Annotated in this window: 27 protein-coding genes, 1 tRNA gene and 1 pseudogene; 16 read left to right on the forward strand and 13 right to left on the reverse strand. The window is 67.7% G+C overall.

Going from position 1 to position 24,680, the window contains the following annotated elements:
- Positions 1 to 64: 64 nt before the first annotated feature.
- A complete protein-coding gene (locus AMETH_RS33770; RefSeq protein ID WP_017985615.1) occupies positions 65 to 835 on the reverse strand; it encodes a potassium channel family protein in 771 nt (256 codons plus the stop codon).
- A 41-nt stretch (positions 836 to 876) separates the two neighbouring features.
- Here AMETH_RS33770 and AMETH_RS33775 point away from each other — a divergent pair, with 41 nt between their 5' ends.
- Both AMETH_RS33775 and AMETH_RS33780 read left to right on the forward strand, forming a co-directional pair.
- Complete coding sequence (locus tag AMETH_RS33775; RefSeq protein WP_017985616.1) at positions 877 to 2,109, forward strand: NUDIX hydrolase; 1,233 nt, start codon at positions 877 to 879, stop codon at positions 2,107 to 2,109.
- Entirely contained in the window at positions 2,096 to 2,818 is a 723-nt protein-coding gene (locus AMETH_RS33780; protein ID WP_017985617.1) for a hypothetical protein, read from the forward strand. Before AMETH_RS33775 ends, AMETH_RS33780 begins: the two co-directional genes overlap by 14 nt.
- A 121-nt stretch (positions 2,819 to 2,939) precedes the next feature.
- Here the strand turns inward: AMETH_RS33780 and AMETH_RS41145 are convergent, their stop codons facing one another.
- The 5 genes and pseudogenes from AMETH_RS41145 to AMETH_RS41870 form a co-directional block, all read right to left on the reverse strand.
- A complete protein-coding gene (locus AMETH_RS41145) occupies positions 2,940 to 3,197 on the reverse strand; it encodes a hypothetical protein (protein ID WP_017985618.1) in 258 nt (85 codons plus the stop codon).
- 8 nt (positions 3,198 to 3,205) lie between these two features.
- Entirely contained in the window at positions 3,206 to 4,537 is a 1,332-nt protein-coding gene (locus tag AMETH_RS41150; protein ID WP_017985619.1) for a class I SAM-dependent methyltransferase, read from the reverse strand.
- Positions 4,534 to 4,989, reverse strand: a complete 456-nt coding sequence (locus AMETH_RS33795) for a GbsR/MarR family transcriptional regulator (protein WP_017985620.1) — start codon at positions 4,987 to 4,989, stop codon at positions 4,534 to 4,536. Before AMETH_RS33795 ends, AMETH_RS41150 begins: the two co-directional genes overlap by 4 nt.
- A 94-nt stretch (positions 4,990 to 5,083) precedes the next feature.
- Positions 5,084 to 5,392, reverse strand: coding sequence for a hypothetical protein (locus AMETH_RS41155; protein ID WP_017985621.1), 309 nt, complete (start codon positions 5,390 to 5,392; stop codon positions 5,084 to 5,086).
- A 202-nt stretch (positions 5,393 to 5,594) separates the two neighbouring features.
- Positions 5,595 to 5,711, reverse strand: a pseudogene (locus tag AMETH_RS41870) (acyl-CoA thioester hydrolase/BAAT C-terminal domain-containing protein); the annotation flags it as partial.
- 714 nt (positions 5,712 to 6,425) lie between these two features.
- Between AMETH_RS41870 and AMETH_RS33805 the strand changes: the two are divergent.
- The 3 genes from AMETH_RS33805 to AMETH_RS33815 all read left to right on the forward strand — a co-directional run bounded on the left by AMETH_RS33805 (position 6,426) and on the right by AMETH_RS33815 (position 9,628).
- On the forward strand, positions 6,426 to 6,674 hold the full coding sequence (locus tag AMETH_RS33805; protein WP_017985623.1) for a hypothetical protein: 249 nt from the start codon (positions 6,426 to 6,428) through the stop codon (positions 6,672 to 6,674).
- 1,185 nt (positions 6,675 to 7,859) lie between these two features.
- A complete protein-coding gene (locus tag AMETH_RS33810) occupies positions 7,860 to 8,135 on the forward strand; it encodes a hypothetical protein (protein WP_017985624.1) in 276 nt (91 codons plus the stop codon).
- A 503-nt stretch (positions 8,136 to 8,638) separates the two neighbouring features.
- Entirely contained in the window at positions 8,639 to 9,628 is a 990-nt protein-coding gene (locus AMETH_RS33815) for a tyrosine-type recombinase/integrase (protein ID WP_017985625.1), read from the forward strand.
- 470 nt (positions 9,629 to 10,098) lie between these two features.
- On the opposite strand, the gene AMETH_RS33820 is transcribed toward AMETH_RS33815, so the two are convergent.
- Positions 10,099 to 10,443, reverse strand: coding sequence for a hypothetical protein (locus AMETH_RS33820; protein WP_026153613.1), 345 nt, complete (start codon positions 10,441 to 10,443; stop codon positions 10,099 to 10,101).
- Between the two features lie 924 nt (positions 10,444 to 11,367).
- On the opposite strand from AMETH_RS33820, the gene AMETH_RS38465 reads away from it, so the two are divergent.
- On the forward strand, positions 11,368 to 11,850 hold the full coding sequence (locus AMETH_RS38465) for a hypothetical protein (protein ID WP_156131766.1): 483 nt from the start codon (positions 11,368 to 11,370) through the stop codon (positions 11,848 to 11,850).
- On the forward strand, positions 11,843 to 12,769 hold the full coding sequence (locus AMETH_RS38470; protein WP_156131767.1) for a hypothetical protein: 927 nt from the start codon (positions 11,843 to 11,845) through the stop codon (positions 12,767 to 12,769). Before AMETH_RS38465 ends, AMETH_RS38470 begins: the two co-directional genes overlap by 8 nt.
- 58 nt (positions 12,770 to 12,827) lie before the next feature.
- Here AMETH_RS38470 and AMETH_RS33825 read toward each other — a convergent pair whose 3' ends face one another.
- The 3 genes from AMETH_RS33825 to AMETH_RS33835 are packed head-to-tail and all read right to left on the reverse strand — an operon-like array spanning position 12,828 to position 15,108.
- Positions 12,828 to 13,640, reverse strand: coding sequence for a phosphotransferase (locus AMETH_RS33825; RefSeq protein ID WP_017985627.1), 813 nt, complete (start codon positions 13,638 to 13,640; stop codon positions 12,828 to 12,830).
- Positions 13,637 to 14,305 carry an HAD family hydrolase gene (locus tag AMETH_RS33830; protein WP_017985628.1) on the reverse strand — a complete coding sequence of 223 codons (669 nt, stop codon included), beginning with the start codon at positions 14,303 to 14,305 and terminating at the stop codon, positions 13,637 to 13,639. The genes AMETH_RS33825 and AMETH_RS33830 overlap by 4 nt, the downstream gene beginning before the upstream one ends.
- On the reverse strand, positions 14,302 to 15,108 hold the full coding sequence (locus AMETH_RS33835) for a GntR family transcriptional regulator (RefSeq protein ID WP_017985629.1): 807 nt from the start codon (positions 15,106 to 15,108) through the stop codon (positions 14,302 to 14,304). Before AMETH_RS33835 ends, AMETH_RS33830 begins: the two co-directional genes overlap by 4 nt.
- Positions 15,109 to 15,388: 280 nt before the next feature.
- On the opposite strand from AMETH_RS33835, the gene AMETH_RS33840 reads away from it, so the two are divergent.
- From AMETH_RS33840 to AMETH_RS33870, 7 genes are all read left to right on the forward strand, one after another.
- The gene (locus AMETH_RS33840) at positions 15,389 to 15,856 is read left to right on the forward strand and encodes a hypothetical protein (protein ID WP_017985630.1); all 468 of its coding nucleotides are present in this window, start codon (positions 15,389 to 15,391) and stop codon (positions 15,854 to 15,856) included.
- A 329-nt stretch (positions 15,857 to 16,185) separates the two neighbouring features.
- On the forward strand, positions 16,186 to 16,401 hold the full coding sequence (locus tag AMETH_RS33845) for a GntR family transcriptional regulator (RefSeq protein WP_017985631.1): 216 nt from the start codon (positions 16,186 to 16,188) through the stop codon (positions 16,399 to 16,401).
- A gap of 483 nt (positions 16,402 to 16,884) precedes the next feature.
- Positions 16,885 to 18,438 (forward strand): FtsK/SpoIIIE domain-containing protein, encoded by a 1,554-nt coding sequence (locus AMETH_RS33850; protein ID WP_017985632.1) that lies wholly within the window; start codon positions 16,885 to 16,887, stop codon positions 18,436 to 18,438.
- Entirely contained in the window at positions 18,435 to 18,839 is a 405-nt protein-coding gene (locus tag AMETH_RS33855) for a hypothetical protein (protein ID WP_223843006.1), read from the forward strand. Before AMETH_RS33850 ends, AMETH_RS33855 begins: the two co-directional genes overlap by 4 nt.
- A 17-nt stretch (positions 18,840 to 18,856) precedes the next feature.
- Positions 18,857 to 20,437 carry a replication initiator gene (locus AMETH_RS33860; protein WP_017985634.1) on the forward strand — a complete coding sequence of 527 codons (1,581 nt, stop codon included), beginning with the start codon at positions 18,857 to 18,859 and terminating at the stop codon, positions 20,435 to 20,437.
- A 22-nt stretch (positions 20,438 to 20,459) separates the two neighbouring features.
- Entirely contained in the window at positions 20,460 to 20,678 is a 219-nt protein-coding gene (locus AMETH_RS33865; protein WP_017985635.1) for a helix-turn-helix domain-containing protein, read from the forward strand.
- Positions 20,638 to 21,855, forward strand: a complete 1,218-nt coding sequence (locus AMETH_RS33870; protein ID WP_476692320.1) for a tyrosine-type recombinase/integrase — start codon at positions 20,638 to 20,640, stop codon at positions 21,853 to 21,855. The genes AMETH_RS33865 and AMETH_RS33870 overlap by 41 nt, the downstream gene beginning before the upstream one ends.
- Positions 21,856 to 21,949: 94 nt before the next feature.
- On the opposite strand, the gene AMETH_RS33875 is transcribed toward AMETH_RS33870, so the two are convergent.
- Positions 21,950 to 22,020: transfer RNA gene (locus AMETH_RS33875), tRNA-Gly, on the reverse strand.
- A gap of 104 nt (positions 22,021 to 22,124) precedes the next feature.
- Between AMETH_RS33875 and AMETH_RS33880 the strand changes: the two genes are divergently transcribed.
- Together AMETH_RS33880 and dcd are read left to right on the forward strand one after the other, a co-directional pair.
- Complete coding sequence (locus tag AMETH_RS33880) at positions 22,125 to 23,342, forward strand: oxygenase MpaB family protein (RefSeq protein ID WP_017985637.1); 1,218 nt, start codon at positions 22,125 to 22,127, stop codon at positions 23,340 to 23,342.
- A gap of 13 nt (positions 23,343 to 23,355) precedes the next feature.
- The gene (gene dcd, locus AMETH_RS33885; RefSeq protein WP_017985638.1) at positions 23,356 to 23,937 is read left to right on the forward strand and encodes a dCTP deaminase; all 582 of its coding nucleotides are present in this window, start codon (positions 23,356 to 23,358) and stop codon (positions 23,935 to 23,937) included.
- Here the strand turns inward: dcd and AMETH_RS42835 are convergent.
- Both AMETH_RS42835 and AMETH_RS42840 read right to left on the reverse strand, forming a co-directional pair.
- Entirely contained in the window at positions 23,934 to 24,125 is a 192-nt protein-coding gene (locus AMETH_RS42835; protein ID WP_026153618.1) for a hypothetical protein, read from the reverse strand. The two genes, dcd and AMETH_RS42835, sit on opposite strands and share 4 nt — an antisense overlap.
- A gap of 344 nt (positions 24,126 to 24,469) precedes the next feature.
- A complete protein-coding gene (locus AMETH_RS42840; protein ID WP_026153619.1) occupies positions 24,470 to 24,679 on the reverse strand; it encodes a nucleotidyltransferase domain-containing protein in 210 nt (69 codons plus the stop codon).
- Position 24,680: the final 1 nt, after the last annotated feature.

A 24,680-nucleotide genomic window follows, 5' to 3' on the forward strand; every position in this document is an offset into this window, starting at 1 on the left:
CCCTCCCCCGACGAGGTTGGGATGGAGCAGTGACCGACGCGCCCCAAGCTTGGCAGCAGCCTCCTCATGTTTCCTTCCGCTCACTCGCGGCGAGGGCGGCGCGCAGTTCGGCTATCTCGCGGCTCAGCTCGGCGATCTGCGCACGGGTCACGGTCTGCGACGTGGCCTCGACCTCCTCCACCCGGCGCACCAGCCACGACGCGAAGGTCGCCGTCACCACGCCGAGCAGCGCGATGCCCGCGACCATCAGCCCGACCGCGATCAGCCGCCCGGTGCCGGATACCGGGTAGCGGTCGCCGTAGCCGACGGTCGTGATCGTCGTGATCGCCCACCACAACGCGTCCGGGAAGTTCCGGATGCCGGCTTCCTCGATCGGCCGTTCCGCTTCGAGCACGGCGAGCGCCGCGCAGAAGACGATCAGCACCGTGGCGCCGACGAAGTACACGACGACCCGCCCGCGCAGGGCGAGCGCGGCGGTGCGGTTGAGGACGTTCAGCATCGCGACGAGGCGCAGCAGCCGCAGCGGGCGGAGCAGCGGGAGCACGATGACCAGGAGGTCCAGCACGTGACGCCGCAGGAATCGCGGTTTGTCCGATGACTGGACCAGCCGCACGACGTAGTCGAGCGCGAACAGCCCCCACGCGAGCCAAGTGACGACCTCGCACCACGCGCGGCCGGTGCTGCCGAGCGACGGCTGGAGGATCGGCCAGGCGTAGGCGCCGAGGAACAACACCGCGACGCCCGTCAGCGGCCACTCCATGCGCTTTTCCCACATCTTGCGTCTCCCGTCGGTCGGCGCGATCGTCGCACGTGCCGGCGCGGTGATCCCGATCATTTCGCCCGGATCGTTACCCGCTTTCTGGTAGACCACAACCGATGGGCAAGCTGACCAACCGCGCCAGGGCGAAGGCCGACTACCTCTGGTTCATCGGTTCCCGCGAGTGGCCCGTGTTCGTCTCCGCGCTCGGCGTGCTGCTCGGCCTGGTCACGCTCGTGCCCAGCGCCGTCGGCATCGTGCTGTCGGTGATCGCGCTCGTGCTCGGCGTCCTGACCCTCGCCCGCGACGTCCGGATGCTCCGCGGGCGCTGGGCCGCCTGGGAGTTCGCCACGATCGCCGCGCCGTTCCCACACGCGGACGTCCCACCTCCGGCGAGCTACCCCGATGCCCGGTACCTCGAGGTGCCCGGTCGCGGAACCGCCCTGGTCAGCGACGCCATCGACCGGGCACTGTGGACACAGCGGTGCCCGGTCGAGGTCGCGCCGGACCCCTACCGCCTGCCCGGCGAGCTGAAGGCGACCGCGCCGTATGTGCTGCCGCTGCGCGCGCACGGCCGGCTGCTGTTCAACGGCAGGGTCGTCGGGATGCGGGGCGAACCGCTGCCGTCGGTCGGGCGCGGCGCGCCGATCCGGCTGCAGCGCACCCGGTTCTTCGACGCCCAGTGCTCCAACGAGCTGGCCATCCTGCGCATCGCCCGCCGGGACACCGACGAGGTCTTCGACCTGCGGCGGCAGATGATGGTCGACACCGCGGGCCGCCTGCACACGCTGGCCGAGAGCAGGCTGGCGGACGTCGTCGGCGTGTCGACGGTGGCCATCACGACCGACGGCTGGGTGCTGGTGGTGCTCCAGTCCAACCGGAATTCGGCCAGCCAGTCGCTGCTCGCCCCGTCGGGCAGCGGGTCGCTGGAGCCGCGGGATCTCGGCGGTGACGACCTGCACGACGTCGTCCGCGCCGGGATGGAGCGCGAGCTGTGCGAGGAGACCGGGCTGCGCCGCGACGAGATCATGCGCACGACGATCACCGGGTTCGCGCGCTGGATGGACCGCGGCGCGAAGCCGGAGTTCTTCGGGCTGACGGAGTTGTCCGCGACGCGGCAGGACCTCCTGGCCCGCAGGCCGAGCCGGTCGGAGCGCGAATTCACGGCCGCGACGCGGTTCGTGGAGGTCGACCTCGCCGCGTACGGCCGGGAACTGGCCGGCGGCGCGGATCTGCCGTCCCTGCCCGCGGGGCTGACCGACAGCGGTTCGGTGCCGCTGCTGCTGGCCTTGCGGGCGGCCGCGCGGTGGACGGTGAGCGCCCCGGGGGAGGAGTACCGTGTTCACCCCTGACAGCCGGTCGCGGCTGCGCGACTCGCTGATCGCGTCGGCCCGCTCGGACGACCGGATCAGCGGCGCCGCGCTGACCGGTTCCGCCTCGGTTGGACGAGAGGACCAGTGGTCGGACATCGACTTGGCGCTCGCGGTGGCGGCCGACCGCGATCAGGTCCTGATGGACTGGACCGACCGGATGTACCGCGACCACGGCGCCGTCCACCACCTGGATCTCGGCGTGTTCCGGGTGTTCCTGCTGCCGGACACGCTGCAGGTCGACATCGCGTTCTGGCCGGAATCCGAGTTCGGGCCGACCGGTCCGACATTTCGGACGCTGCTCGGGAAGCCGAACGAGTTGCCGCAGGTCTCGCCGCCCGCGGCGGAGCATCTGGTCGGGATGGCGTGGCTGTACGCGTTGCACGCCCGGTCGTCGATCGCGCGGGGCCGGGTGTGGCAGGCGGAGTACATGATCAGCGGCGCGCGGGACGAGGTGCTCGCGCTGGCCTGCCTGCGCCACGGGGTGCGCGCCGTGCAGGGGCGCGGGATGGACGACCTGCCGTCCGAGGTCGTGGCGCCGTTCGTGGAGGCCCTGGTCCGGTCCGTGGAGCCGGCCGAGCTGCGGCGCGCGTTCGGGGTGGTCGTGGAGCTGCTGATCGCCGAGGCCGGCCGCGTGGACGTGTCGCTCGCCGCCCGGCTGTCGGGACCGCTACGGGAGCTGGTCAGGTGACCTCGACCACGTGGAAGTAGCCGACCGGCCTGGGCCCCTCGCTGACCACGACCACCGTTCCGGGCTCGATGCGGTACGAACCCGAGTTCTCAACGACGAGCCAGCGCCGTCAGTGTGCCGGTCAGGGCCAGGGCGCTCGTTCGCCGTGGGTGGCGGTGTATTCGGCAGCGAGCCAGGGGCCCAGATCGTCGATCAGCAGCCCCAGGACCGCCGGGTCGGCGGTGGGTGCGCGGGCGGTCACCGCGGCTTTACGCATCTGGCCAAGTCGCTCGGGGTAGTAGCGGCCGAAGAGCTCGGCGGATCTGTCCAGGTCGCTCGTCCAGCCGCCCCAGCGGGACATGACCAGCGTGAACCCGGTCCGCACGAGGCGGCGTGACACCGACCGGCTCAGGGTCCGGCGTTCGTGGTCCGTCGCCGCCGCGGCCGCGCGCTGGCGCCAGCCCGGGAGCAGCGCTGCGAGATTGCCGTTGGTCTCCCGCGCGAGCAAGGACGTTGGGCGGTAACTGGGCAGGCGCTCGGCGAGGTCGTCGCCCAGGAGAGGCGTGCACAGGCAGGCGACGAAGAAGCCGCCGTCGTGGCGTTCGGCGTCGCTGAGGAGCGTGCGGACGCCGGCGAGCTGGATGCCGGCGCCGTTGATCTGGGGGAACGCACGGTCGAGTGCGGCCTCGATCCCCCGGCGTCAGCGCGATCGGCGTCGGTGGGCTCGTCGTGGAAGGCGAGCAGGGCGTCGAGGTCGGAGACCCCGGGGACGGCGGTGCCGCGCGGGATGCTGCCGTAGAGGTAGGCGCTGTGCAGGCGCGAGAAAGTCCCAGCGACATGCACCCGCAGTGCCTCGACGACGGGGGCGAACTCGGCGGGCACCCCGTCCAGAGAACCTTCGCGCGCGATCGTCCCGTCCGACGCCAGACCACGATCGTCCACCAGACCACTGTGCACAGCTGCGGGCAAGGATCGCAGCCGGGCCAGGGTGACAGTTAGAAGGCGGTAGCGGAGTATGCGGGTACCTTGCCGGGACAGTGCGGTGCTGTAGCTGATGAGCCGGGGGGCCGCGCGCAGCGGCTGGGGGAAGTCCGCGACTTCCGGGGCGCGGGTGAGCAGTTGCTCTTCGACCAGGGTGAGGCCGGCGTTCCAGGCCTCGGGGGTGCGCGGGTCGTCGAAATCCTGGGCGGCGGTGATGCCGATGGCCTTGATCGCCGGGTGGTACTTCATCGACCAGGCGGCGAAGCGGGTGTAGCCGTTGATGGCGAGCTCGCCGGTGTCGAAGTGCGCGGTGAGTTCGCTGGTCAGCCGCCGAAACGTGTCGCCGGGCAGGAACGGCAGCAGGCCCTCGGCGACGATCATCGCCGGCCGGTCGCGCGGCAGCGGGTCGAGCCAGCCCGGTTCGGTCAGGTCGACGCCGGCGGGCGGGTCGCAGCGGAGAACGCGTGTGTCGAGTCCGCAGCCGAGGTCGAGCACGACGGCGCGGGGGTGGGCGGCGACGAACTCCCGGACGGCGTCGTCGAGTTTCTTGGCGCGTAGGGCGGTGCCGCAGATGAGGTTGGGTTTGAGCTCAAGTTTGGCGAAGTCGTAGTCGATCGTGTCGCCGAGCGCGGCGGAGTCGGCGTCGCCGAGGATCGGGCGGGGAAGCTTGCTGTCGAGCGCCCTCGCGTAGAGGGTGAGCAGCAGGGTCTCGCGGAGCGGATCCAGGTCGAGTCGCAGGCGTTGCACGAGGGTCCTCACGGTGCCAGGGGGTTGCGGGCGGCGATGTCCCGCAGCCAGGTCAGGGCGCGTTGGGCGGAGCGGATGCGCTGGGGGTCGAGGCCGTTGCCACCGGCCAGCGCCATGCCCTCGGCGGCGATGTCGTCGAAGGCGCTGAGGCCGTCGAGCTTGCGCTGGACCACCTTGTGCCAGGCGTCGTCCTCGATGCGGTAGTAGGTGGTGCGGTCGCCGGGCACCCGCACCTTGCGGATGAGCCCGATGGTGGCCAGGAAGCGCATGTTCGAGGTCAGCGAAGCACGGCTGGCCTGGATCGCCTCGGCGATCTCGCCCGCGGAGCGCTCGGGCGGGTCGCAGATCATCAGCAGGCCGAGGATGCGCCCGGTGATCGGCGGTAGCGCCCACTCCTCCACGCAGAAGGTGGCGACCCGCTCCACCCACCGCAGCACCTCGTCCTGGTCGTCCTGATTGGACATGCGCTTCTCCTCGGCTGGCTCGTCGCGGCCGTCACTGTGTCATGGCGGCAACCGAGTCGCGGGTGGGTGTCGGGGTGACGGTGGCGAGCCGGGTCTAGCGCAGGTAGCGGTCGAACCAGTCCACGGCCAGCGCCATCGCCTCGTCGAGGCCCGGCCCGGTGTACAGGCCGAGGACGTCGTAGGGCAGCACCTCCAGCCGTTTCGGCTCGCACGCGCTCTGCGCCTCTTCGAGCATGTGGTACGGGTCCCACCCGCCGTTGGCGATCATCAACAACGGCGTGGGCGACAGCCGGTGGATGAGGACCTCCGGCGCGAAGGTGAGCAGGTGCTCGGTGGAGTCGAGGGTCTTCTCGTTGCGGTAGCTGGGGAACATCTCGGCGGCCAGGTCCGGCGTGTCCCGCACGGTCTCCCCGTCCAGGCTCAGGTGCGGGACCCGGGCACTGGCCCCAATCCTCGTAGCGGCGCCGCCAATCCTGGTCCAGCCGGTCCCGCAGCGCCTGCACACCGGCGCGCCCGAGCAACCGCTCCAGGTACCGCCAGCCGTTCCACACGCTGGGGCTCTGCACCACGACACACTTCACGCGCCGGTCGAGAACCCCGGCCTGGACCGCGACCGAGCCCCCGACGCTGACCCCCCACAACCCGATCCGCTCCGCGTCCACCTCCGGCCGGCTCTGCAGGTAGGAGATCGCGCTGCGGATAGTCCTGGCCACGAGGGTCACCCTCGCTGGCGCCGACCGTTCGGTAGTCGATCACCAGCACTGCGAACCCGGGGCGCACGAAGTACGGCGCGAACACGGCCAGCGCTTCCTTGACCATCACCCCGCTGTGCCCCAGCACCAGACCGGGAACCGGGTCGTACGCGTCCGGTAGGTACCGGTCACCGGCGCACGAGGTCCCGAGACTGTTGAACATCACCTGCACAGGACGCGGAGCCATCGCCGCACTTTCCTACGAGTTGCTAATCATTTCAGGCTGGACTGAAATGACTAGCACTGTCAAGCCCCAAGTCTTCGAAGTCGGCCACGGAGGATGCGCATAGGTACGGGTGGGGCGCCAGTTCACGGCGATCCCTGAAAGGCACGACCCACGGTGGTTCCCACATGCCCGGATCGCCGGCCGAGGTGATCTCCACCCGGCTTCGGAAGCGGTACCGGGGTCCGGGGCCGAGCCTGTGCTCGAATCAGCAGCAGCGGGCCACACTCCTGCTTGAGGATCTGAGCGTTGAGGGGGCGCTGTTTCGGTGGAGTCGTTGGAGTGGTTCCGAGCCGACCCCGCCCGTTGGGCCTCGCTCGACTACATCCCCGCACGCGATGAAGAGGGGACCGCGATGACGCGAACCGCGGTCGCCGTGCAGCCGTGATCGAGAGGCTGGCGCCCGATTTGAGGCCGTCTGACGCCGAGTTCCTCCGCTACCTGCTGCACAGGAGATCGCCATGCATGCGGCGGGGTGGGTGTCCGACGTGTGGTTGCTGTGGCAGGCGAAGATGGCCAACTTCGACACGTTCACGGCGCTGGAGACTCAGCTCCTGTTCGCGGCCGGGGTAGCGAAGACGCTGGCCTTCGTGCGCGGGTCCGACCATCCGGAGCGAGACGCGCTGTTGAGGTTCGCGGACTCCGCCCCGCTCGACGACGGGGACATCCGAGCCTGGCTCGACGGCATGCGGCGCTACCACGGCCTCTGAGCATCGAGCCCCGTCACTGCAGACAGTGTGGGTCGTCCGTCGGCACGGGTACCTTGTGCGGGGTGTGGGACATCCTCAACGACCTGGCGGGTTTGTTGGTCGGAGGTCCATCCACCGAGCGTGATCCCGGTTGGCGGCGCGAACGTACGTCGCGGAAGCGGCAGAAGGCTTTCGAGTCGGGTGGCGAGATCAGGCTGAGGTGTGCGGCTCGGTGGCCTGACGGAGGCTTACCGCACTGGCGGATCGGCAGTCTGCGATTGTCCCGAGGCCGGGCACGCTGGTCACCGTATCTCTGTCGAGCGCGTCTTGAAGGCTTGGACTACCGGGCCGCGACGCCACGGATGACTCGGCGGCGGAGTCTCGGGGAACGATTCCTGCTGGTCCGTACAAATGTCGTGCTGGTCTACGGGTTGGATGGCGGTCAGCTGGAACTCGCGGTGCAGCGGCGGAACCTGGCCGACTTAGCAAGGCTGTTCGAAATACCCCCGACTGGACGCTGATCGAACCGCCGGGCGACCGGGTGACGCTGACGAGCGGCTCGCGGACCAGCTCTCCCGGCGACGGCTTATGGCCCGCAAATGGCACGCGACCCGAGTTGATCAAGACACGACGAAGGCCCAGGTCCGGAGTAGACACCCGCTGACCTGGGCCTTCGCGCGACGAGCGGATGACGGGAATCGAACCCGCGTTCTCAGCTTGGGAACCATAGCCGGAGGCCTGGAAGACGGCCCTGACCTGCGGTTGTTGGTGTGCGCGGGGTACCCCTGTTGACCTTGGTTGACCGGGGCATGTTGTTGGCATGTTGCTGCGGGCTGCCCCCGCACAGGCTCCTGCTGAGGTGATCTCCTCGCGGCGCGGGTTCATCCCTGCCGGGCCGGGTGGTGCCGGTCAAGGGTCTGCCGGAGGCCGCGAAGCGCCCTTGACCGGTACCACCCGGGCTGGCTGCCCTCGGGCGCGCCGTGAGGAGGTCGCCGGTGGTGCCCCTCCCCTGATCTCCGAAGCGGTGTCGGGTCCAGGGCGGAGCCCTGGCCGCCGGAGGCCTGATCCATACTTCTTGCGGCACCTCGAAGGGTGGGATGCGTCGTGTCGTGGAAGCCGCCGAAGGAATCGCCAGCGGACAACCCTCGGCTTGAGCGATATCGGCGCCGGGTTGGACGGGTAAGTGATGACCGGGGTCATGAGGGCATGATCCTCGTGGAACCTGAAGTGTGGTGGACGCAGGTGGGCGGTGCCTTGTGGTGGCGGCGCTGGTCGGCTCCGCGCTACGCCGCTCACGTGTGGATGGCGCTGCCTTGGCTTGAGATTCCCTTCACCGACACCTTTGTCGATGACGGGATCCTCGAGGACGAGCTGGACGACTGGGACGCGGGCCGGTTCATGCTGCAGGGGGAGACGCTGGCTGTGGAATGGTTGAGCCCGAAGGAGTCACGGGAGCTGGCCATTACCGAGTTCGACCTCTGATGGCGCTACAGTTGCGTGTCGGGCCAGTGGGTGGCTGGTGGCTGCGGTGTCCGGCGCACGGTCCTGGAGGCAGAGATTCGTAGGTCCTGGCGGCGCAAGCCGAGTGCGGATCGTGTCGAGGCCCAAGAGATCGCGGAGCGTGTTGGGAGTCGAGCGATCCGCCGTGCGCCGGATGCGCTCCGGAGCTTGGCCGACGTGCCCGACCGTTTCGAGGAAGTCGGCGCAAGGGGGAACGGTCTACCAGGTGGTTGTCGAGGCCTGGCCGGATGATCGCACCGGCAACGTGCTGCGCGTGTGCGTTTCCGTGGATGGTGGCCGAGTCAGCGCGGTGTTTCCTGTGGGGTGGAGCGACACCGTCACGCTAACGGACTGACGAGGGAGCTTCGGGGTCTGGCTCGGGCACACGATGTCGCGGCCCGCCGGCCGGAGCGGAGCGGCAGGCCGAGCGGCCAGCGGCGCGCTCGCGCGCCGCTCTTGAGAAGGAGCGGGATGCGGACCGCTGGTTGAACGGGGTCGAGGCGGTGATCGTCGCCGGGGACTGGACGGATCCGGACCGCGCGAAGATCACCCTCGCCGAGTACGCGGAGCGGTGGATCGTGGAACGGCCGGGGCTGCGGCCGCGCACGGTCGAGCTGTACCGGTGGTTGCTGCGTAAGCACATCACGCCGTACATCGGCGACGTCCCGCTCAACCGGTTGTCGGCGGCGACGTTTCGGCAGTGGCGGGCCGATCGGCTGGCGGCCGGGGTGTCGGCTTCGGTGCTGGCGAAGTGCTACCGGCTGCTCCGGGGCGTGCTGAACACCGCGGTCGATCCGGACGAGCTGATCGCCAAGAACCCGTGCAAGATTCCGGGCGCGGAGAAGGAGACACCGGAGGAGCGGCCGTTGGTCACGGTGGGGCAGGTCTTCGAGATCGCGGCGGCCCTTCCGGAGCGGTTCTCGGCGATGGTGCTGCTCGCGGCGTTCGGGTCGCTGCGGTTCGGGGAAGTGACCGCGCTGCGGCGGTGCGACGTGGCGGAGGACGCCAGTCAAGTTCGGGTGGTGCGGCAGTTCGTGGAGGTGCCCCGTCAGGGTGTGGTGGCTGGGCCGCCGAAGTCGCGGGCCGGGGTGCGGACGGTGACCCTGCCGCAGGCCATCCGGCCGGACATCGTCAAGCACCTGGCGGAGTTCGTAGGACCGGACCCGGAGGCGCTGCTCTTCACCGGCGAGAAGTCCGGTGGAGCGATTCGCCGGCCGAACTTCAACCAGCGCACTCGGTGGACTGAGGCCGTGACCAAGCTCGGGCTGGAGGGGCTGCACTTCCACGACCTGCGGCACGCGGGCAACGTCTGGGCGTCGAAGGCGGGCATGTCGACGCGGGACCTCATGGCCCGGATGGGGCACGACGACATGCGGGCCGCGTTGATCTACCAGCGGGCCACGAGCGAGGCGGATCAGCACATCGCGGACCGGCTCTCGAAGCTCGTCGAGGAGCACCGCAAAGGGTCCGCGTGATGTTGTTGGGATGTTGCTGGAGATAGCAGAAGGGGTGCCTCCCAAGATCGGGTGGCACCCCTTCTGACCTGCGAAGAGCGGATGACGGGAATCGAACCCGCGTTCTCAGCTTGGGAATCGGTCTGATCTTGCTCGACGGTGGCCCTGACCTGCGGGACGGGTTCGCCAGGGTGTGCCTCCGTTGACCGTGGTTGACCGCCCCTAATGGCACGCTAATGGCACGACCGGCGGTGCTCCCACCTGCACAGTTCCCCGGCTGAGGTGATCTCCTCGCGGCGCGGGTTCACCCCTGCCAGGCCGGGTGGTGCCGGTCAAGGGTCTGCCGGAGGCCGCGAAGCGCCCTTGACCGGTGCTGGCCGGGCTGGCTGCCCTCGGGCGCGCCGTGAGAAGGTCACCGGTGGTGCCCTCCCCTGATCTCCGAAGCGGTGCCGGGGTCCAGGGGCAGAGCCCCTGAAGTACCCACTCACCGATCACGGCCAGATGGCCGGAACGGCCAGCAGGACAGTGCCGCAGCCGACTAGGAAGAGCCCCCACAACTGGATTTTCACAGTCCCCGCGCCGACATCCTTGGCAAGATCTTCGAGCAACCGATCAGCCCGGGCCGACTCCGCCTGTACCGTTTGAAGCTGTTGGCTTAATGAGTCTATGTCCTCGCGGTGCTGTTCCGTCATTCGCTGCTCGACCTCTCGAATCCGTCCGACCAAGAGGTTGACCTGCTCGTGAAAGGGCATGTCAGGTGCGATTGAGCGCTCTACCTGTGCAGTGGCCGTCAGCGTGACGGCCACCGTCGCTGTTGCAGCGTGCACCTCGACCATCGCTGGTCTGCGAAACTTGCTCCGCGCCGCGCTCCATGCCCTCTGGAGAGACGGATACAGGTGACCACTGCCGTAACGTTGGTGGTTCCGATACAACGCCACGGCGCTACAGGCGATGCCCGCCGCTGTCGTAAGAAGGCCAAGCCAGGCGAAGTATGCCGTCCTGCTCTGTACTACGGCATACAGGCTCAGGGCGATCGCGGCAACCGACAGTACGAGCGCTGCGTACCGCACGCGGGCTTGGGTGGACGTCATGGAGACGTAATCGCTCCAGGCATTCCCGGCGTTGCTCGTATATCAGGAGCGTCGAGGGCCGCCGGCCGAAGCGGAGCGGCAGGCCGGGCGAGCCCGGCGGCGCGCTTGCGCGCCGCCCTTGATCCCATAGAGCAGGATTCGGCAACAACAGCTTTCAGCCGGACGTTGAAGAGGGGCCTGGCTCAGTCGACTAGAAATATCAGATTGGACACGGTACGACACCCCATGTAACGCGAGGCTCAGCGCCTGCGAAGAAGACGGCGTAGATCACTGATCAACGGGTTAGGTTCGAGGATGACCGATATATCCGCGCAGACTAGCGACGGTGCCCCTAGTTCGACGTCGGGAACCACAGGTGCTCGCAGGCCTAGATCGAAAGCTGGCGTTCCGCGACATGATCTCACTACCGTAGAGGAATGTGTACGAGCGCTCTGGGACGTCGCGCGACAAGGCGCGACTAGCGAAGAGGTCTTCGCACGCAAGCTCATAGGGCCTGAGGCGAAGGCGTCAGGCGGCGCCTGGAGAACGAGAATCGCTAGTTTGCGGACGTGGGGCGTTGTTTCAAGTCCGCAGAGTGGGCAAATTCAACTGACCCCGCTCGGACTGCGTCTCGCAAATAACGTCGACGTCCGGCAACTTGCGAACGCCCGGCGAGAGGCAGTCCTAAGTGTGCCGTCCTTTGCTCAGATTCTCAGCGACAGCGACGGAGCACCCCTTCCCGATATCACCGGTATTGCCGGACGGTTTGAATTCGGCTATGCCCTCAGTAAGGCCGACGCCAAAAAAGCTGCCGATGATTTCCTTTCCTCTGTTCAGCTTGCCGGATTCATAAACAACGCAGGCGATGTCACACTGTCCGGCGCGGAACATAGTCGGGCCGAAGAAACCTCTGCCGCAGACGTTGCGGAGTCAGCTCTTAACCCACCCGTAATGGGCGACACGCTTGCACTCGAATCCGAAACCTCAGAAACGCCCGAGATAGCCGACTCCGACATCAAAGAAAAACTGGCGAACGAGACTTACGCACCAATATCTCGAAGAAGCGAGTCGTTGCCACTGCAAATATCCGTCACGATCGACATGTCGGACTGGACGCCAACCGACGTAATTAGCGTACTGAAGACCCTTGGTTACGGTCAAAACAATGACTAGCGAGGCCGTGCCAGACATCTTCGTCGTGAACCAGGCTATGTTACTCGATGGGATTAGATCTGCGGGACACGGCAACTTATCAACCCTCTCGCCGGAGGTCTCGCGAATACTCGCCGAAACCGGCCTGATCGAGGGCGATTCTTTAACGGAAGCGGGCAGTGATCTTTACCGAACTGCCTGGGTTCTCCGAGACATGGAGAAATCGTCAGTAACCCTCGGCCAAGCACTCAGATCACTCACAGTACTTCAGATACTCGAACAAGAATTGCGAGGTTTTGGCGCGGTTCCGGAGGACGGCGTACTAGATCTACTGCGTCAACATAGATCCATCCCTCAAGCGCTCACCATTGAAAAGGCGCGTCCACTATTTCATTGGATGAACTCGTGCGGCGTCTTAATCTATTCTCGGAAGAACAAAACGGTCCGGATAATAGCTCCCGACGCCGACGTTGCTGCCGCAGGCGAAGAAGCAAGTCGCAGCGTGATGATCTCCCCGCGAACGCCGTTCTCTAACGTGGTACGGCTGCGCCGAATCATTCGACTTCTGGCAGGAGTAGTGACGTGGGCCGACCCACACTTCGGTACGCGCGCCCTCGAAGAACTCGCGACCGAGGTCGATAGCACGAAGGTTACGGAGATACGCATTATCTCGGGCAATGCAACCAATGTACTGACTGAGAAAAGTTTCAAAGACTTCAAGCGATTTCGCGACGAAATGACACTTAAAGGTATCACAAGCGCATGGCGAGTGGATCACAAAAGAGATTGGCATGACCGCTGGCTTGTCGCCAGGGACGGCGCCTGGAACGTGCCCCCGGTGAACAACCTGTTTCAGAACCAATATTCGGAGATTCTGCCCACAGGTGGCAAACCTCCCGTTGATCAATGGTGGGAGAGGGCAACCGCTCGAACCAGCTAATGGGGAGGGCATTTCGGTTCGCTAGGCAGCCGACAAGAAGGCCGACTTCGCGGCAGCCCTAAATTCGTGCAGCACGCGCAATGTGCATCCACGGTACAACCCGAGCAAACCTTATACCGGAGGCTGCGGCGACCATCGCCCCTGCATGGGAAGTATGCAGGATACGCTCAAGCTTGTACGCCACCACTGCTGCATCGTACTCGGGTTCGCCTTGCATGCCGCGGGGGTCGATGAGCTTCCAGTGGTTGTTGGGACCTGCGAGGATGTTCCAGGGTGAGGCGTCGCCGTGGCAGAGGCCGGGGCGCATGTCTGCGGCGAGGTCGTCGAGGAGTTCAAGGGCGTGGACTCGTTCGGCCTTGGGGGCTATCTGCTCGCCGACTGGGAGTTCGGTGAGGTTGTCGTTGGTGAGGCGGTCGCGGAGCCAGTCGGTGATGAGTGGCAGGTCGGCCGACGGTGCGGGTTGGCCGGCCATTGCCCGGAGGGGGCGGGCCAGGGCCTCGATGTCGAGGGTCGCCGGGTTGGCGTCGGCGAGTGGGGTTCCGGGGATGACCTGCTCCATCACCGTCCATGAACCGGTGTCGGTGCTGGTCGTGAGGTGGATCTTGGGGCCTACGTCGAGGTGGCCCAGTGCTTCGGCGACGGTGGCTTGGTCAAGGGCCGCCGGGTCGGGTGAGGCTCGGAAGATGAGCGGGCCGTGCGGGCTGGTCGCACTGACCACGAAGGCGTACCGCGCTGGTAGGACGCGCTGCGGGGTCGCCGAGTGCTGGCGGGTCAGTTCGTCGAGTTCGGGGCCGATGCTGGTCAGCCAGGTGTCCGCGCGGTCGGGCCATCGTGCTCGCACAGAGCTGGCGAGCTTGTCCGGGACCTTCACGGGACTGTGGCTAGCTCGGTCAGTACATCGGTGATCGCGTCGGCTCCGGCGCTGGTGAAGCGCTCGCGCTTGCCTGGTTTGTTGGCGTAGCCGATCGACCGGACACCGGCGGCTTTGGCGGCTTCGATGTCGGTCAGGGAGTCGCCGACGAAGACGCATCGCTCAGCGGGGATCCCCAGTGCCCGGAGGGCCTGGTTCAGGAGGTGCGGGCGTGGCTTGAGGAGTCGGATGTCTGCGCTCTCGCGGGCCGATACCGTGTCGACCAGGGGGCGGAGGCCGTAGAAGTCGAGGTAGGCGCTGATGGCGGCGGCGCTGTTGTTGCTCACGATCGCCAAGGGCCGGCCGGAACCGTGCCACGCCTGCATGAGTTCGTGAGCGCCCTCGGTCGGCGCTGCGGTGGTCATCGCCTCGACCTCGTGGGCGGTGAACGCGGCCTCGACGTATCGGGCGTCGTCGTCACCGAGTGAGGCGGCGTATTCGAGCACGTCGAACGGGTCGCTGCTGCTCGCCACGGGCTCAGGTGACGCATGTCCGGCGTCGGCGAGGACAGTGCGGAGCTGGTCTGCGACGACGGGTGCGGGGATTCCCGCGAAGACCGAGCACACCGGGCCGTCGAAGTCGAGGAGGAGCGCTCGGGCCTGGTCCAGCAGCTCCGCGGCCGTCATCGCTGGAAGTCCTTGCCGACGCTGGACCACATGCTCTCGAACCACGTCTTGGCCTGGTCGACGTACTGCGACCCGGTCGACGTGTCGTCGTCGTTCGCCGAGTGGTGGAACAGGATCGCGTCTTTGCCCATCAGGTCGTACATGGACTCGGTCTGGCCGTCGTAGCTGATGACGTGCTCGCGGACCGGATAGAAGCCGAAGAAGGCTTCCTCGTCGTTGATCAGGTAGAGCTTGAATGTCGGCGGCACGTTGTGCACCCGGATCTCGGCCGATGCCTCGTTGATCAAACCAAGGTCGGCGAGTTCGGTCACGGAATCGACGATCGCGAGCGTGTTCCGGCGCATGATCTCTTCGGCCCGCTTGCGGAAGACCGGGCTGTCAGTGCGCTCGTCCACGGTCACCGGCAGCGTCCAAGGCTGCCTCGGATCGGGCACGAGCAGTCGGACCCGGATCGACTCGGGGCGAAGCCGGCCAATGCGGATCTTGTCCAGGGGCTCGGCGATGACGCCGTGCAGGGTCTCGCCGGAGAAGCCCGCGAAGTCGACGGTCACATGTTGTGCCTCGAACGCGCGCTCGATGTGCGGGCGGAGGCCGATGGGGCGTTCGGTGCGCTCTCGGACGAACACACCGCTGCCCTGACGGGAAACGATCAGGCCCTCTTCGCGCAGCTCACGCAGGGCGTTCTGCACGGTCATCGGGGCGACGTTGTAGGTCTTCGCCAGCTCGTTCCGCGAGGGCAGCTTGTCGCCCGGGCTGAACTTCTTGGTCAGGATCGCAGCGCGAAGGGCGTTCGCCACCTGCACATACGGCGGCCTCGGGTCATCGGGATCGAGTGGCACGGCCGTCCTCGCTCTCCTGCTCCAGCTAGTGCACTTCGTAGACGTCTAGGGACGCACACGGACGCCTAGGCATGTAGCTAGTCGTCTAGATGGAGTTTCCCGCAGGGCCGGACGCCCTGTCTAGGCCAGCTAGTCGCCTAGCCCGATTGCAGCTTGCTTGACTTGTCTAGGCAGGCTGGCTAACCTATCCCTGTCAGCCACGATAGGCAGCGCCGACTGAGGCGCCTACCAGGAGGAACAGGCAATGGCGGTACCGCGCGGAACGCGCTTCGAGATCGAGCACGACGTGGTCTTCCCGGAAGGAGCGGCGATCGTTGGTCCGGTCACACCGGACATGGAGTACGTCTCCAACGAGGACAAGGCCCGGGGCAAGCAGCCCAAGCAGAAGATCGACGAGCAGACCGGTCTGCCGCAGTGGAAGGTCACGGTGACCGACCCCTCTGCCGAGAAGGACCGGGACAAGTCGGTCACGGTGACCCTGCTCGACAGGGTCCAGCCGGTCCCGCCTCCGGCGGTGATGCAGGGCTTCGACTTCCGGCCGGTCCTGTTCGAGGGCCTGACGGTGGAGCCGCGGGTCATGGGCGAGAAGTTCAAGTACCAGGGGTGGGCGCTGCGGGCGACCGGGATGCGTGAGCCCAAGGGCGCGACCAACTCCCGGCCCACCCAGAACAAGGGTGCCGGCCAGGGCTCGAGTGAGCAGAAGGCCGCCTGATGGTGGGGCGACCGTCGCGTGAGGCGGTCGCTCGGTGGAACACCGCGTATGCCGAGCAGACAGCCGCACTGTTCGCCGCGATGCGAGCAGCCGCCGATGACGTGGCGGCAGTGCGGCGTCTCGCTCAGGCATACCACTCCGTCGCCGAGGCGTGGCGAGTCCTCGCGGAGGACCTGGGGGCACCGTTGTGGGCTCGCCACGCAGCATCCGTAGCCGCCGAAGAGTTCGAGCGCAGAGCCCGTCTCGAAGCACGGCGCGCAGATTCCATCCAGTCCTGACACCAAGAGGGGGCAGTTGTGCCCAGAGTTCCGAATGACCTGGTCGGCTACGTGTACGAGTGGCTGGCCGATGACATCGCAGCGCGAATCGCCTCGGGCGAGATGCCTCCGCGAAGCGCGCTGCCCAACGAACGTCGTCTCGCTGAGGAGTACCGCGTCTCTCTGGGCACAGCGAGGCACGCGGTCGAGATCCTCCGTGAACGCGGCCTGGTGACCACGATTCGCTCCAAGGGCACGTTCGTGGTCGAGCGCGAGACCAACCGCTGAAACCTCGATGACTTAACAGGAAGGAGGTGATCGCGGTGGCACACAAGGTTCGACGTAGGTGGCTGGTCCGCCGACGCTGCTGGGTCTGCGGGCATTCGCAGCGGGTCCTGCGCAACAAGGTGCACGTGTGCCGAAGGTGTTCCCGACAAGCAACCGAAGGACTCTAAGGGGTCCACAAGTGACTGAAAACGCGCGCTATGTCGTGCGGCGATGAAACACGCCCTCATTCGGGCTCTTGAACCGTACGGCGCAGAAGCGGAAACCGGCTGCCAACCTCTTGCCGCTCCTGCGCTGTCCACACCTCACGGAGTAGACAGTGGAAACGCTAGCCAATGCTGGCGGGCACGTGTCAAGCGGGGTCACCCGGACGCGCTGTGCCGCATGCAAGAAGTTCGCCCGCCTCGCTCCTGGTGACACCGAGTGCGCCACCTGTGCGGGACGGCTGGATCTGCCGATCACGGCTCGGAAGGCCGGTGGTCGGCGATGAACGCACACACCTTCGGAGTCCTGTTGCTCGGCAGTGCCGGCCTCGCCGTTGTTGTCTGGGTGCTCCAAAAGCTCGGCAAGGCGCTCGCCTCGATCGCGGAAGCCCTCGCCGCTGCTGCGGTGGTTTTCCTTGCCCTGTGGTGGGTTCTCAAGGGCGCGGTCTGGGTCGTCAAGGAGATCCTGACGCATCCGCGGACCACGCTCGCTGTGCTCGCGGTAGCGGCGTGGTGCATGTGGTTGGGTTGGATGTCGTTGGCGGTGACCGGTCTCGTCATCGCGACGGGACTGCTGACCTGGCGGCGCTTCCACCTGGTGTCGTTCGACCAGTGGGCCGGGCGCGCGCTGCGCTCGTGGTGGTTCCGCTGGGCGCTCTACATGCCCAAGCTGCCGGAATGGCTGCACGCCTGCGGCCTGAGCGTCAAGGACGACACCGTGCCGGTCGATCTGACCGTGACGCTCGTCGGACGGAAGAAGATCACGCGCGACCAGCGGCGGCCCGGTGTTCGGTTGCCCAAGGTCCGGCGAGTGCGGTCGGGTGCCTCGTGGGACGAGGTGCGGGTCGAGCTGGTACCGGGACAGAAGCCCGAGGACTTCGACGAGGCTGCGCGGGAACTCGCCGTGGCGCGCAAGGTCGCCCGGTGCCAGGTGCGGGAGCTGGCTCCCAACGTGGTGTCCATCGACTTCCAGCGCCGGGACCTGCTCGCCACTCCGGTGCCCTGCCCGCAGTTCACCGAGCTGGACGCCTCAGCTGTGGACCTGCGACGCGCCTGGGCTGGGCGGACCGAGTACGGGGAGGACTGGCACCTGCCGCTGTACGGCTCGGGAAGCCACACGCTCACGGCCGGCGCTTCGGGCGCGGGCAAGAACTCGGTGATGTGGTGCCCGCTCGCGTCGATCGCCCCAGCGATCCGGGACGGCCTCGTGCGCGTGACCGGCATCGACCCGAAGGGCATGGAACTCGCGTACGGGCGCGGGATCTTCCACCGGTATGCGGTGACGCCGAAGGACGCGCTCGAAGTCCTGGATGAGCTGGTGGCGGCGATGGACACGCGTAAGGCGGAGTTCGCTGGGCGAGTTCGCAATGTGCCGGTCAGCACCGAGAACCCGCTTGAGCTGCTGGAGTTCGACGAGATCGGAGCCCTGACCAAGTACACCGACCGGAAGACCCGTGAGCAGATCATCGAGAAGGTGGCTCTGCTGACCACGCAGGGCCGGGCGCTCGGGTTCACGGTCCGCGGCTACGTGCAGGAGCCGACGAAGGACACGGTCCCAGTCCGGGAGCTGTTCCCCCGCCGTATCTGCCTGCGAGTCACCTCGAAGTCGCACGTGGGCATGGTGCTCGGGGACCAGGCGTACGAGCGGGGTGCGTGGGCCAACCGCATCGGCGAGTCCGAAGCGGGCACCGGCTACGTGTGGGGTGAGGGCATCCGTGAGCCGCTGCGTGTGCGGGCCGGTTGGGTGCCGGATGAGGCGGTCAAGGCACTCGAAGCCTTCGTGACCGGCGGGGCTGTCGTGCCGTTCCGCGGCCCTGAGGGCGGTGTTGCGGCATGAGGACTCCCTTGGAGAGGCTGACCCGGGCGTTCTGGGGGCACCTGCGGGACTTCCCGCTTCCGGAGCCTTGCCGGGTGACGCTGCACCCGGGCATGCCGGAAATCCAAGTGCAGGTGGCTCCCGGCGAGGCCGGTGTGCATCTCGCCGAGTTGCTGCTGTGGGCCTACACGCTCGACCAGGTCACCGCGACGTGGTGGCGCACCGAGCAGAACAACCTGCACATCACCATTCGCGGTCGTTCGCAGGACGGGGCGCAGTTCCTCGTTTACGGCGGGGTTGCGTGGCGGCACTGCGGCGGCCTGGTGCAGCTCGCGACCGGTGCTCGTGAGGGCGTGTCGGTCGATGAGCTGTACACGCTGCGGATGCTGCTCGACGAGCAGGCGGTGGAGGTGGCCGCGTGAGCACTCGTGCTGAGCGGATGCGGCTGCCGCTGTCCACGGAGGTCATGAAGGCCACCGCGGAGAAGCACGGGGTGTGCGTGCGGCCGTTCACGATGGAAGTCGGCGACCCCGACACCGGCGAACTCCGCTACATCGCCGTGCCCTGCGGCTCCACCGTGGAGAGCGTCTGCGGGCCGTGTGCCAAGAAGGCCAAGGCGTTGCGGATGGCCCAGTGCCGGGAAGGCTGGCACCTCACCGAGGAACCCGACTTCACCCCGGCCCCACCGACACCGGAGCAGAAGGAGTTGATCGAGTTCCGCGCGGATCTGGTGGCGCGGTATCGGGAGGCGGTCGAGCACGGTGAGGAGGGCCAGGCCGACGAGCTGCGGGACGAGATCCGCGGGGTTGATGAGGAACTTCGGCAACTCGGCATGCGCGGCCGGCTCCCGTCGCCGGACCTGCCGTCGAAGCGGCCGGTGAAGCGGTCAACCAAGCGGCGGCAGGACGCCCCCAACCTGCCCCGGAAAAAGGTCGCCAAAACCACCGTGGGGCGGGAGTACGCCGGGAAGTTCCGGCCGTCGATGTTCGTGACCCTGACCTGCGACACCTACGGCCGGGTGCGGGACGACGGGACACCGGTCGACATGGCGACCTATGACTATCGGCGGGCGGCGCGGGATGCGGTGCACTTCGCCTCGCTGGTGGATCGGTGGTGGCAGAACCTCCGCCGCGTCGTCGGCTGGGACGTCCAGTACTTCGCCACGGTGGAGCCGCAGAAGCGCACCGCCCCGCACCTGCACGCGGCATTGCGGGGGTCGATTCCGCATGAGGTGCTGCGGCAGGTCACCGAGGCCACCTACCACCAGGTCTGGTGGCCCCGCCACGACGAGCTGGTCTATGGCGGGGACCGGCTGCCCGTGTGGGACGCGCGGGTGAAGGGGTTTGTGGATCCGGAGAAGCACGAGCCGTTGACGCCGTGGGAGGAGGCGGTGGAGGAGGTCGAAGAACCGGCACACGTGGTGACGTTCGGGCGGCAGGTGCACTCCAAGGGCATCCTCGGCGGCACCGAAGAAGCCGGACGCCACATCGGCTACCTCACCAAATACCTCACCAAGAGCACCGGCGAGGTGGTCGAAGCCACGAGCGCGAGGCAGCGGGAGCACCACGACCGGCTTCACGCGGAACTGGCGATCACTCCGTGTTCGCCTCGGTGTGCGGTGTGGCTGCTCTACGGGGTGCAGCCACTCGGGGCCTCCAGCCGGATGACTCCGGGCCACTGCAAAGGCCGGGCACACCGGCGCACCACCCTCGGGCTCCCCGGCCGGCGGGTCCTGGTCTCCCGAAAGTGGTCCGGGAAGTCGCTGGCCGATCACAAGGCGGACCGGAAGGCGTTCGTCCGGGACATGCTCGCGAACGTCGGCATCGTCAAACCCGACGAAGACACCTCACGGCTGATCTGGCGCAAAGTCCAACCCGGCGACCGGGACGCACCACCACGCGCGCACCTCCTGATGCGGGCCATCGCAGAACGGATCACCTGGAAGGCCGAGTACGACCGGGCACTCCTCGCGGCCCATCCACCGGGCTCAGAAACTTCGGCAATTCAGCAAGCAGCCTGATCACCTGGGGGAGGAAGACACCTTGAACACGCACTACCTGAACGTCGAGCAGGCGGCCGAGTACCTGAACACCTCGGTGCGCTTCGTCCGTCGGCTGATCGCCGAACGCCGGATCGCCTTCCACAAGGTCGGCGTTCACGTTCGGCTGGCCGTCGACGACCTGGAGGCGTTCGTGCAGGCCGGTCGGGTCGAGCCGATCAATGCGGCGTCCGTGCTCCGCGACCTCGGACGGGCAGCCTGACGTGGCGAACAAGAAGGGGCGTCGAGGGTTCGGCAACGTCCGCCAGCTTCCGTCGGGTCGCTGGCAGGCTCGCTATCCCGGGCCGGACGGGCAATTCCGAAAGGCACCCGACACCTTCGAGACCAAGCGTGCGGCCGAGCGCTGGTTGTCGGTCGTCGAAAGCCAGATCATCCAGGGCGAGTGGACCGACCCGGAGCGGGCGAAGGTCAAGCTCGGGGACTATGCGAGTCAGTGGGTCAATCAGCGCCCTGGGCTGCGTCCACGCACAACCGAGCTGTACCGGTGGCTTCTGCGGAAGCACATCGAACCGCGGCTCGGTGGGGTCGAGCTGGGCAAGTTGACGACGGCCACCATCCGGCAGTGGCGGGCGGACCTGCTGGCGGCGGGAGTATCCGAGTCGATGACCGCCAAGGCGTACCGGCTGCTCCGGGCGGTCCTGAACACCGCTGTGGAGGAGGACCGCATCCTCCAGCGCAATCCGTGCCGGGTTCGTGGAGCGGATCGGGAGAACCCGGCGGAGCGGCCGGTCCTGTCGGTGGCGCAGGTCTTCGACTTGGCCGGCCGGATGCCGGAGCGGTTCCGGGCGCTCGTCCTGCTCGCGGCGTTCGGCTCACTTCGCTGGGGTGAGGTGACGGCCCTGCGGCGCTGCGACGTGGCCGAGGACGGGAGCTGGGTCCGGGTCTCGCGGGCGTTCGTCGAGGTCCGCGGGAAGGGGCTGACGGTGGGGCCACCGAAGTCCCGGGCTGGTGTGCGGACGGTGATCATCCCGGCGGCCGTCCGACCGGAGGTGGTGAAGCACCTGGACACCTACGTGAAGCCGGATCCGCTCGCGCTGCTGTTCACGGGCGAGCGGGACGGCAACGCACTGCGTCGGCCGAACTTCAACCAGCGGACCCGGTGGACTGAGGTCGTCGCGAAGATGGGGCTCAAGGGCCTGCACTTCCACGATCTGCGACACGCGGGCAACATTTGGGCCTCCAAGGCCGGGACCTCCACCAAGGACCTGATGGCCCGGATGGGGCACGACGACATGCGGGCGGCCCTCATCTACCAGCGGGCGACCAGTGACGCGGACGAGCGGATCGCGGACCGGCTCTCCCAGCTCGTCGAGGAGCACCGGAGGGGCAAGGGCGGCGACGACCCGGACGACGACGGTGCCCTCGTCCCAGCGACCTAATGGCACGTTAATGGCACGCGACCCGAGTTGATCAAGAGACGACGAAGGCCCAGGTCCGGATTAGACACCCGCTGACCTGGGCCTTCGTCACAAGAGCGGATGACGGGAATCGAACCCGCGTTCTCAGCTTGGGAAGCTGATGTTCTACCATTGAACTACATCCGCAGCGACGCACAGCATACACAAACGTCGCCTCCTGGTGAGAGCACCCCCTTGACTCTGCGGGTCGCAAGTGACAACACTCGTTGTCGAAAGGGTGGTGGGTGTGCATGGATGAGCGACTGCCGGATCCGGAGTTGTTCCGCCGTGGGGGTTTCAGCCTGGCCGCCAAGCTCTTCGTGAAGCACGACATCCGCGCGACCGAGCGCCAGGTGCGCCGCTTCCGGGAGTTCGCCCAGGCGCAGGACCCGAAGGCCGACGCGGTCGTCGCGCTGTTCCGCCGCCTGCCGAGGAACCGCGGGCGGCAGCTGTTCGAACAAGCGCTCACCGGCGGCATCCACAGCCTCGACGCCCCTCCACCGGAACTCGTCGACTTCTTCGAGCACGTCGAGGCCACCCCGTACTGGGTCGACCCGGCCCGGCTCGACCGGGGCGCCAAAGCCATCATCCGCACCGGTGTCCTCGGCCTCTTCCCGCTCGGCGACATGTCCCTCATGGGCGGCTACCTCGCCTCACGCGCGACCAAGGCCCTCGTCGCGACCGGGGAGATCGAACGGATGGCCAGTCAGCGCCTCGTCGAGACCGCGGCCTGGTGGATGGACGTCACCACCCCCGGCGCGCTGGCGATCGGCCAGACCGGCTACGCCTCCGCCCTGCGCGTCCGCCTCGTGCACGCCCACGTCCGCGCCGCCATGAACCGCCGCCCCGACTGGGACTACGACGAGTGGGATAAGCCAGTCAACCAGGTCCAGACGGCCGGCACGCTGCTCCTCTTCTCCCTCGTCTTCGTCTACGGCACCCAGCTGCTCGGCATCCGCTACAGCGACCGCGAGCGCGCCGACATCCTGCACCTCTGGCGCTACGTCGGCTGGCTGCTCGGCGTCGACGAGGAACTCCTGCCCGCCACCGAAGACGACGCCTGGCGCCTGTTCTGGCTGCTCGCGACCACCGAGTTCATCCCCGACGAGGACAGCAAACGCCTCGCCCGCGCCCTGCTCGAAACGCACGCGGCGATCGGCGAGGGGCGCGGCGCCGTCGGCAAGGTCCTGTCCCACGTCTCGGTCGCCGTGCACTCCTCCATCAGCCGCCTGGTGCTGGGCAAGTCCAATGCCGATTTCCTGGAGATCCCCAACGACCCGATCGCCAAGGGCGCCATCCTCGCCGTCGCCGCGGGAAACTTCGCCGCCGAGACCGCGCGGCGCTTCATCCCCGGCGCGACCGCGCTGCAGGAGTACCTCGGCACCCTCGAACGCCGCCGCTACGTCGACCGCCTCGACAAGATCTTCAAGCTCGATCCCACCTACGCCCGCCACATGAAAGCGGCCTAGCTAGGGTGAAGCCGTGCTGCTCAGTGACCGTGACCTCCGCAAAGAGCTCGAAGCCGGCCGTCTCGGCATCGACCCCTTCGAACCGGCGATGCTCCAGCCGTCCAGCATCGACGTGCGGCTGGACCGGTTCTTCCGCGTGTTCAACAACAGCCAGTACACCCACATCGACCCGAAGCTCCAGCAGGACGAGCTGACGTCGCTGGTCGAGAAGGACGGCGAGGACGCCTTCGTCCTCCACCCGGGCGAGTTCGTGCTCGCCTCGACGTTCGAGCTGGTCACGCTGCCTGACGACCTCGCAGGGCGCCTCGAGGGCAAGTCCTCCCTCGGCCGCCTCGGGCTGCTCACGCACTCCACCGCCGGCTTCATCGACCCGGGCTTCACGGGCCACATCACGCTGGAGCTGTCGAACGTCGCGAACCTGCCGATCACCCTGTGGCCGGGCATGAAGATCGGTCAGCTGTGCCTGTTCCGGCTCACCAGCCCGGCCGAGAACCCGTACGGCTCGGCCGCCGTCGGCTCCCGCTACCAGGGTCAGCGCGGCCCGACGCCGTCGCGCGCCCACCTGAACTTCCACATAGCCGACACCAACCGCTAGAGGCCGAGCAGCTCACGGGCCCGCCGGGCGGCCTCCACCAGGTCCCCGCTGATCAGCGAGTCGACGCCGCGCAGGCCGGTGCGGTCGAGCAGGCGCTTCTCGTTGAGCACCCACTCGCCACGCTCGGCCGGCACCGCGTGCCCGGCCTGCATCGCCGCCGTGGCGAGCGCGCCCGCGAACTCGGTCACCTGCCCGCGCGGCGCGTAGTTGTGCTCGGCGTAGGTCAGCGTCAGCGAAGCCCGCGCGCCACACGGCGGGCGCCGACTTCCGCAGCACCTCCGGGAACTCGACCTCGGGCAGCGAGCCGCGCAGCACCCGGTTCACCGCCAGCTCGGCGACCACCAGGTAGCTCGGGATCCCGGCCAGGTGGAACATCAGCGGCTCCCAGTGGAACCGGCCCTCCCGCGCCTCGGCCAGCTCGTGCTCGACCACGTCCAGGTCGCGGTAGTGGACGTCGGCCCCGCGCCCGTCGATCGTCAGCCACGCGCCGCCGTTGAACACGCCGCCGCCCCAGCCGCCGATCTCCGACACCTCACCCGGCCAGCCCGCCGATCTCCGACACCTCACCCGGCCAGCCCAGCGCACGCAGGTCGGCGGGGTCGAAGTGCCCGCGGTAGTAGATCGCGAAGTCCCAGTCGCGGTCCGGGCGCGCGGTGCCCGTCGCCCGTGAACCGCCCAGCGTCACGGCCTGGACGCCGGGCAGCCCGGCCAGCCGCGCGGCCACCTCTTCCTCGAAGCTCATG

This window comes from Amycolatopsis methanolica 239 (assembly GCF_000739085.1).
In the GTDB taxonomy this organism is placed as follows: domain Bacteria; phylum Actinomycetota; class Actinomycetes; order Mycobacteriales; family Pseudonocardiaceae; genus Amycolatopsis_E; species Amycolatopsis_E methanolica.

Excerpts from the sequence above, each read along its gene's own strand:
- AMETH_RS33855 (WP_223843006.1), top strand. The coding sequence starts at position 18,435 with ATGAGGACTCCCTTGGAGAGGCTGACCCGGGCGTTCTGGGGGCACCTG.
- AMETH_RS38470 (WP_156131767.1), top strand. The coding sequence starts at position 11,843 with ATGACTAGCGAGGCCGTGCCAGACATCTTCGTCGTGAACCAGGCTATG.
- AMETH_RS33870 (WP_476692320.1), top strand. The coding sequence starts at position 20,638 with ATGCGGCGTCCGTGCTCCGCGACCTCGGACGGGCAGCCTGACGTGGCG.
- AMETH_RS33810 (WP_017985624.1), top strand. The coding sequence starts at position 7,860 with ATGATCCTCGTGGAACCTGAAGTGTGGTGGACGCAGGTGGGCGGTGCC.
- AMETH_RS33860 (WP_017985634.1), top strand. The coding sequence starts at position 18,857 with ATGCGGCTGCCGCTGTCCACGGAGGTCATGAAGGCCACCGCGGAGAAG.
- AMETH_RS33770 (WP_017985615.1), bottom strand. The coding sequence starts at position 835 with ATGATCGGGATCACCGCGCCGGCACGTGCGACGATCGCGCCGACCGAC.
- AMETH_RS33795 (WP_017985620.1), bottom strand. The coding sequence starts at position 4,989 with ATGTCCAATCAGGACGACCAGGACGAGGTGCTGCGGTGGGTGGAGCGG.
- AMETH_RS33820 (WP_026153613.1), bottom strand. The coding sequence starts at position 10,443 with ATGGTCGAGGTGCACGCTGCAACAGCGACGGTGGCCGTCACGCTGACG.
- AMETH_RS33805 (WP_017985623.1), top strand. The coding sequence starts at position 6,426 with ATGCATGCGGCGGGGTGGGTGTCCGACGTGTGGTTGCTGTGGCAGGCG.
- AMETH_RS42840 (WP_026153619.1), bottom strand. The coding sequence starts at position 24,679 with ATGAGCTTCGAGGAAGAGGTGGCCGCGCGGCTGGCCGGGCTGCCCGGC.
- AMETH_RS33775 (WP_017985616.1), top strand. The coding sequence starts at position 877 with ATGGGCAAGCTGACCAACCGCGCCAGGGCGAAGGCCGACTACCTCTGG.
- AMETH_RS33880 (WP_017985637.1), top strand. The coding sequence starts at position 22,125 with ATGGATGAGCGACTGCCGGATCCGGAGTTGTTCCGCCGTGGGGGTTTC.
- AMETH_RS33850 (WP_017985632.1), top strand. The coding sequence starts at position 16,885 with ATGAACGCACACACCTTCGGAGTCCTGTTGCTCGGCAGTGCCGGCCTC.
- AMETH_RS33830 (WP_017985628.1), bottom strand. The coding sequence starts at position 14,305 with ATGACGGCCGCGGAGCTGCTGGACCAGGCCCGAGCGCTCCTCCTCGAC.
- AMETH_RS33840 (WP_017985630.1), top strand. The coding sequence starts at position 15,389 with ATGGCGGTACCGCGCGGAACGCGCTTCGAGATCGAGCACGACGTGGTC.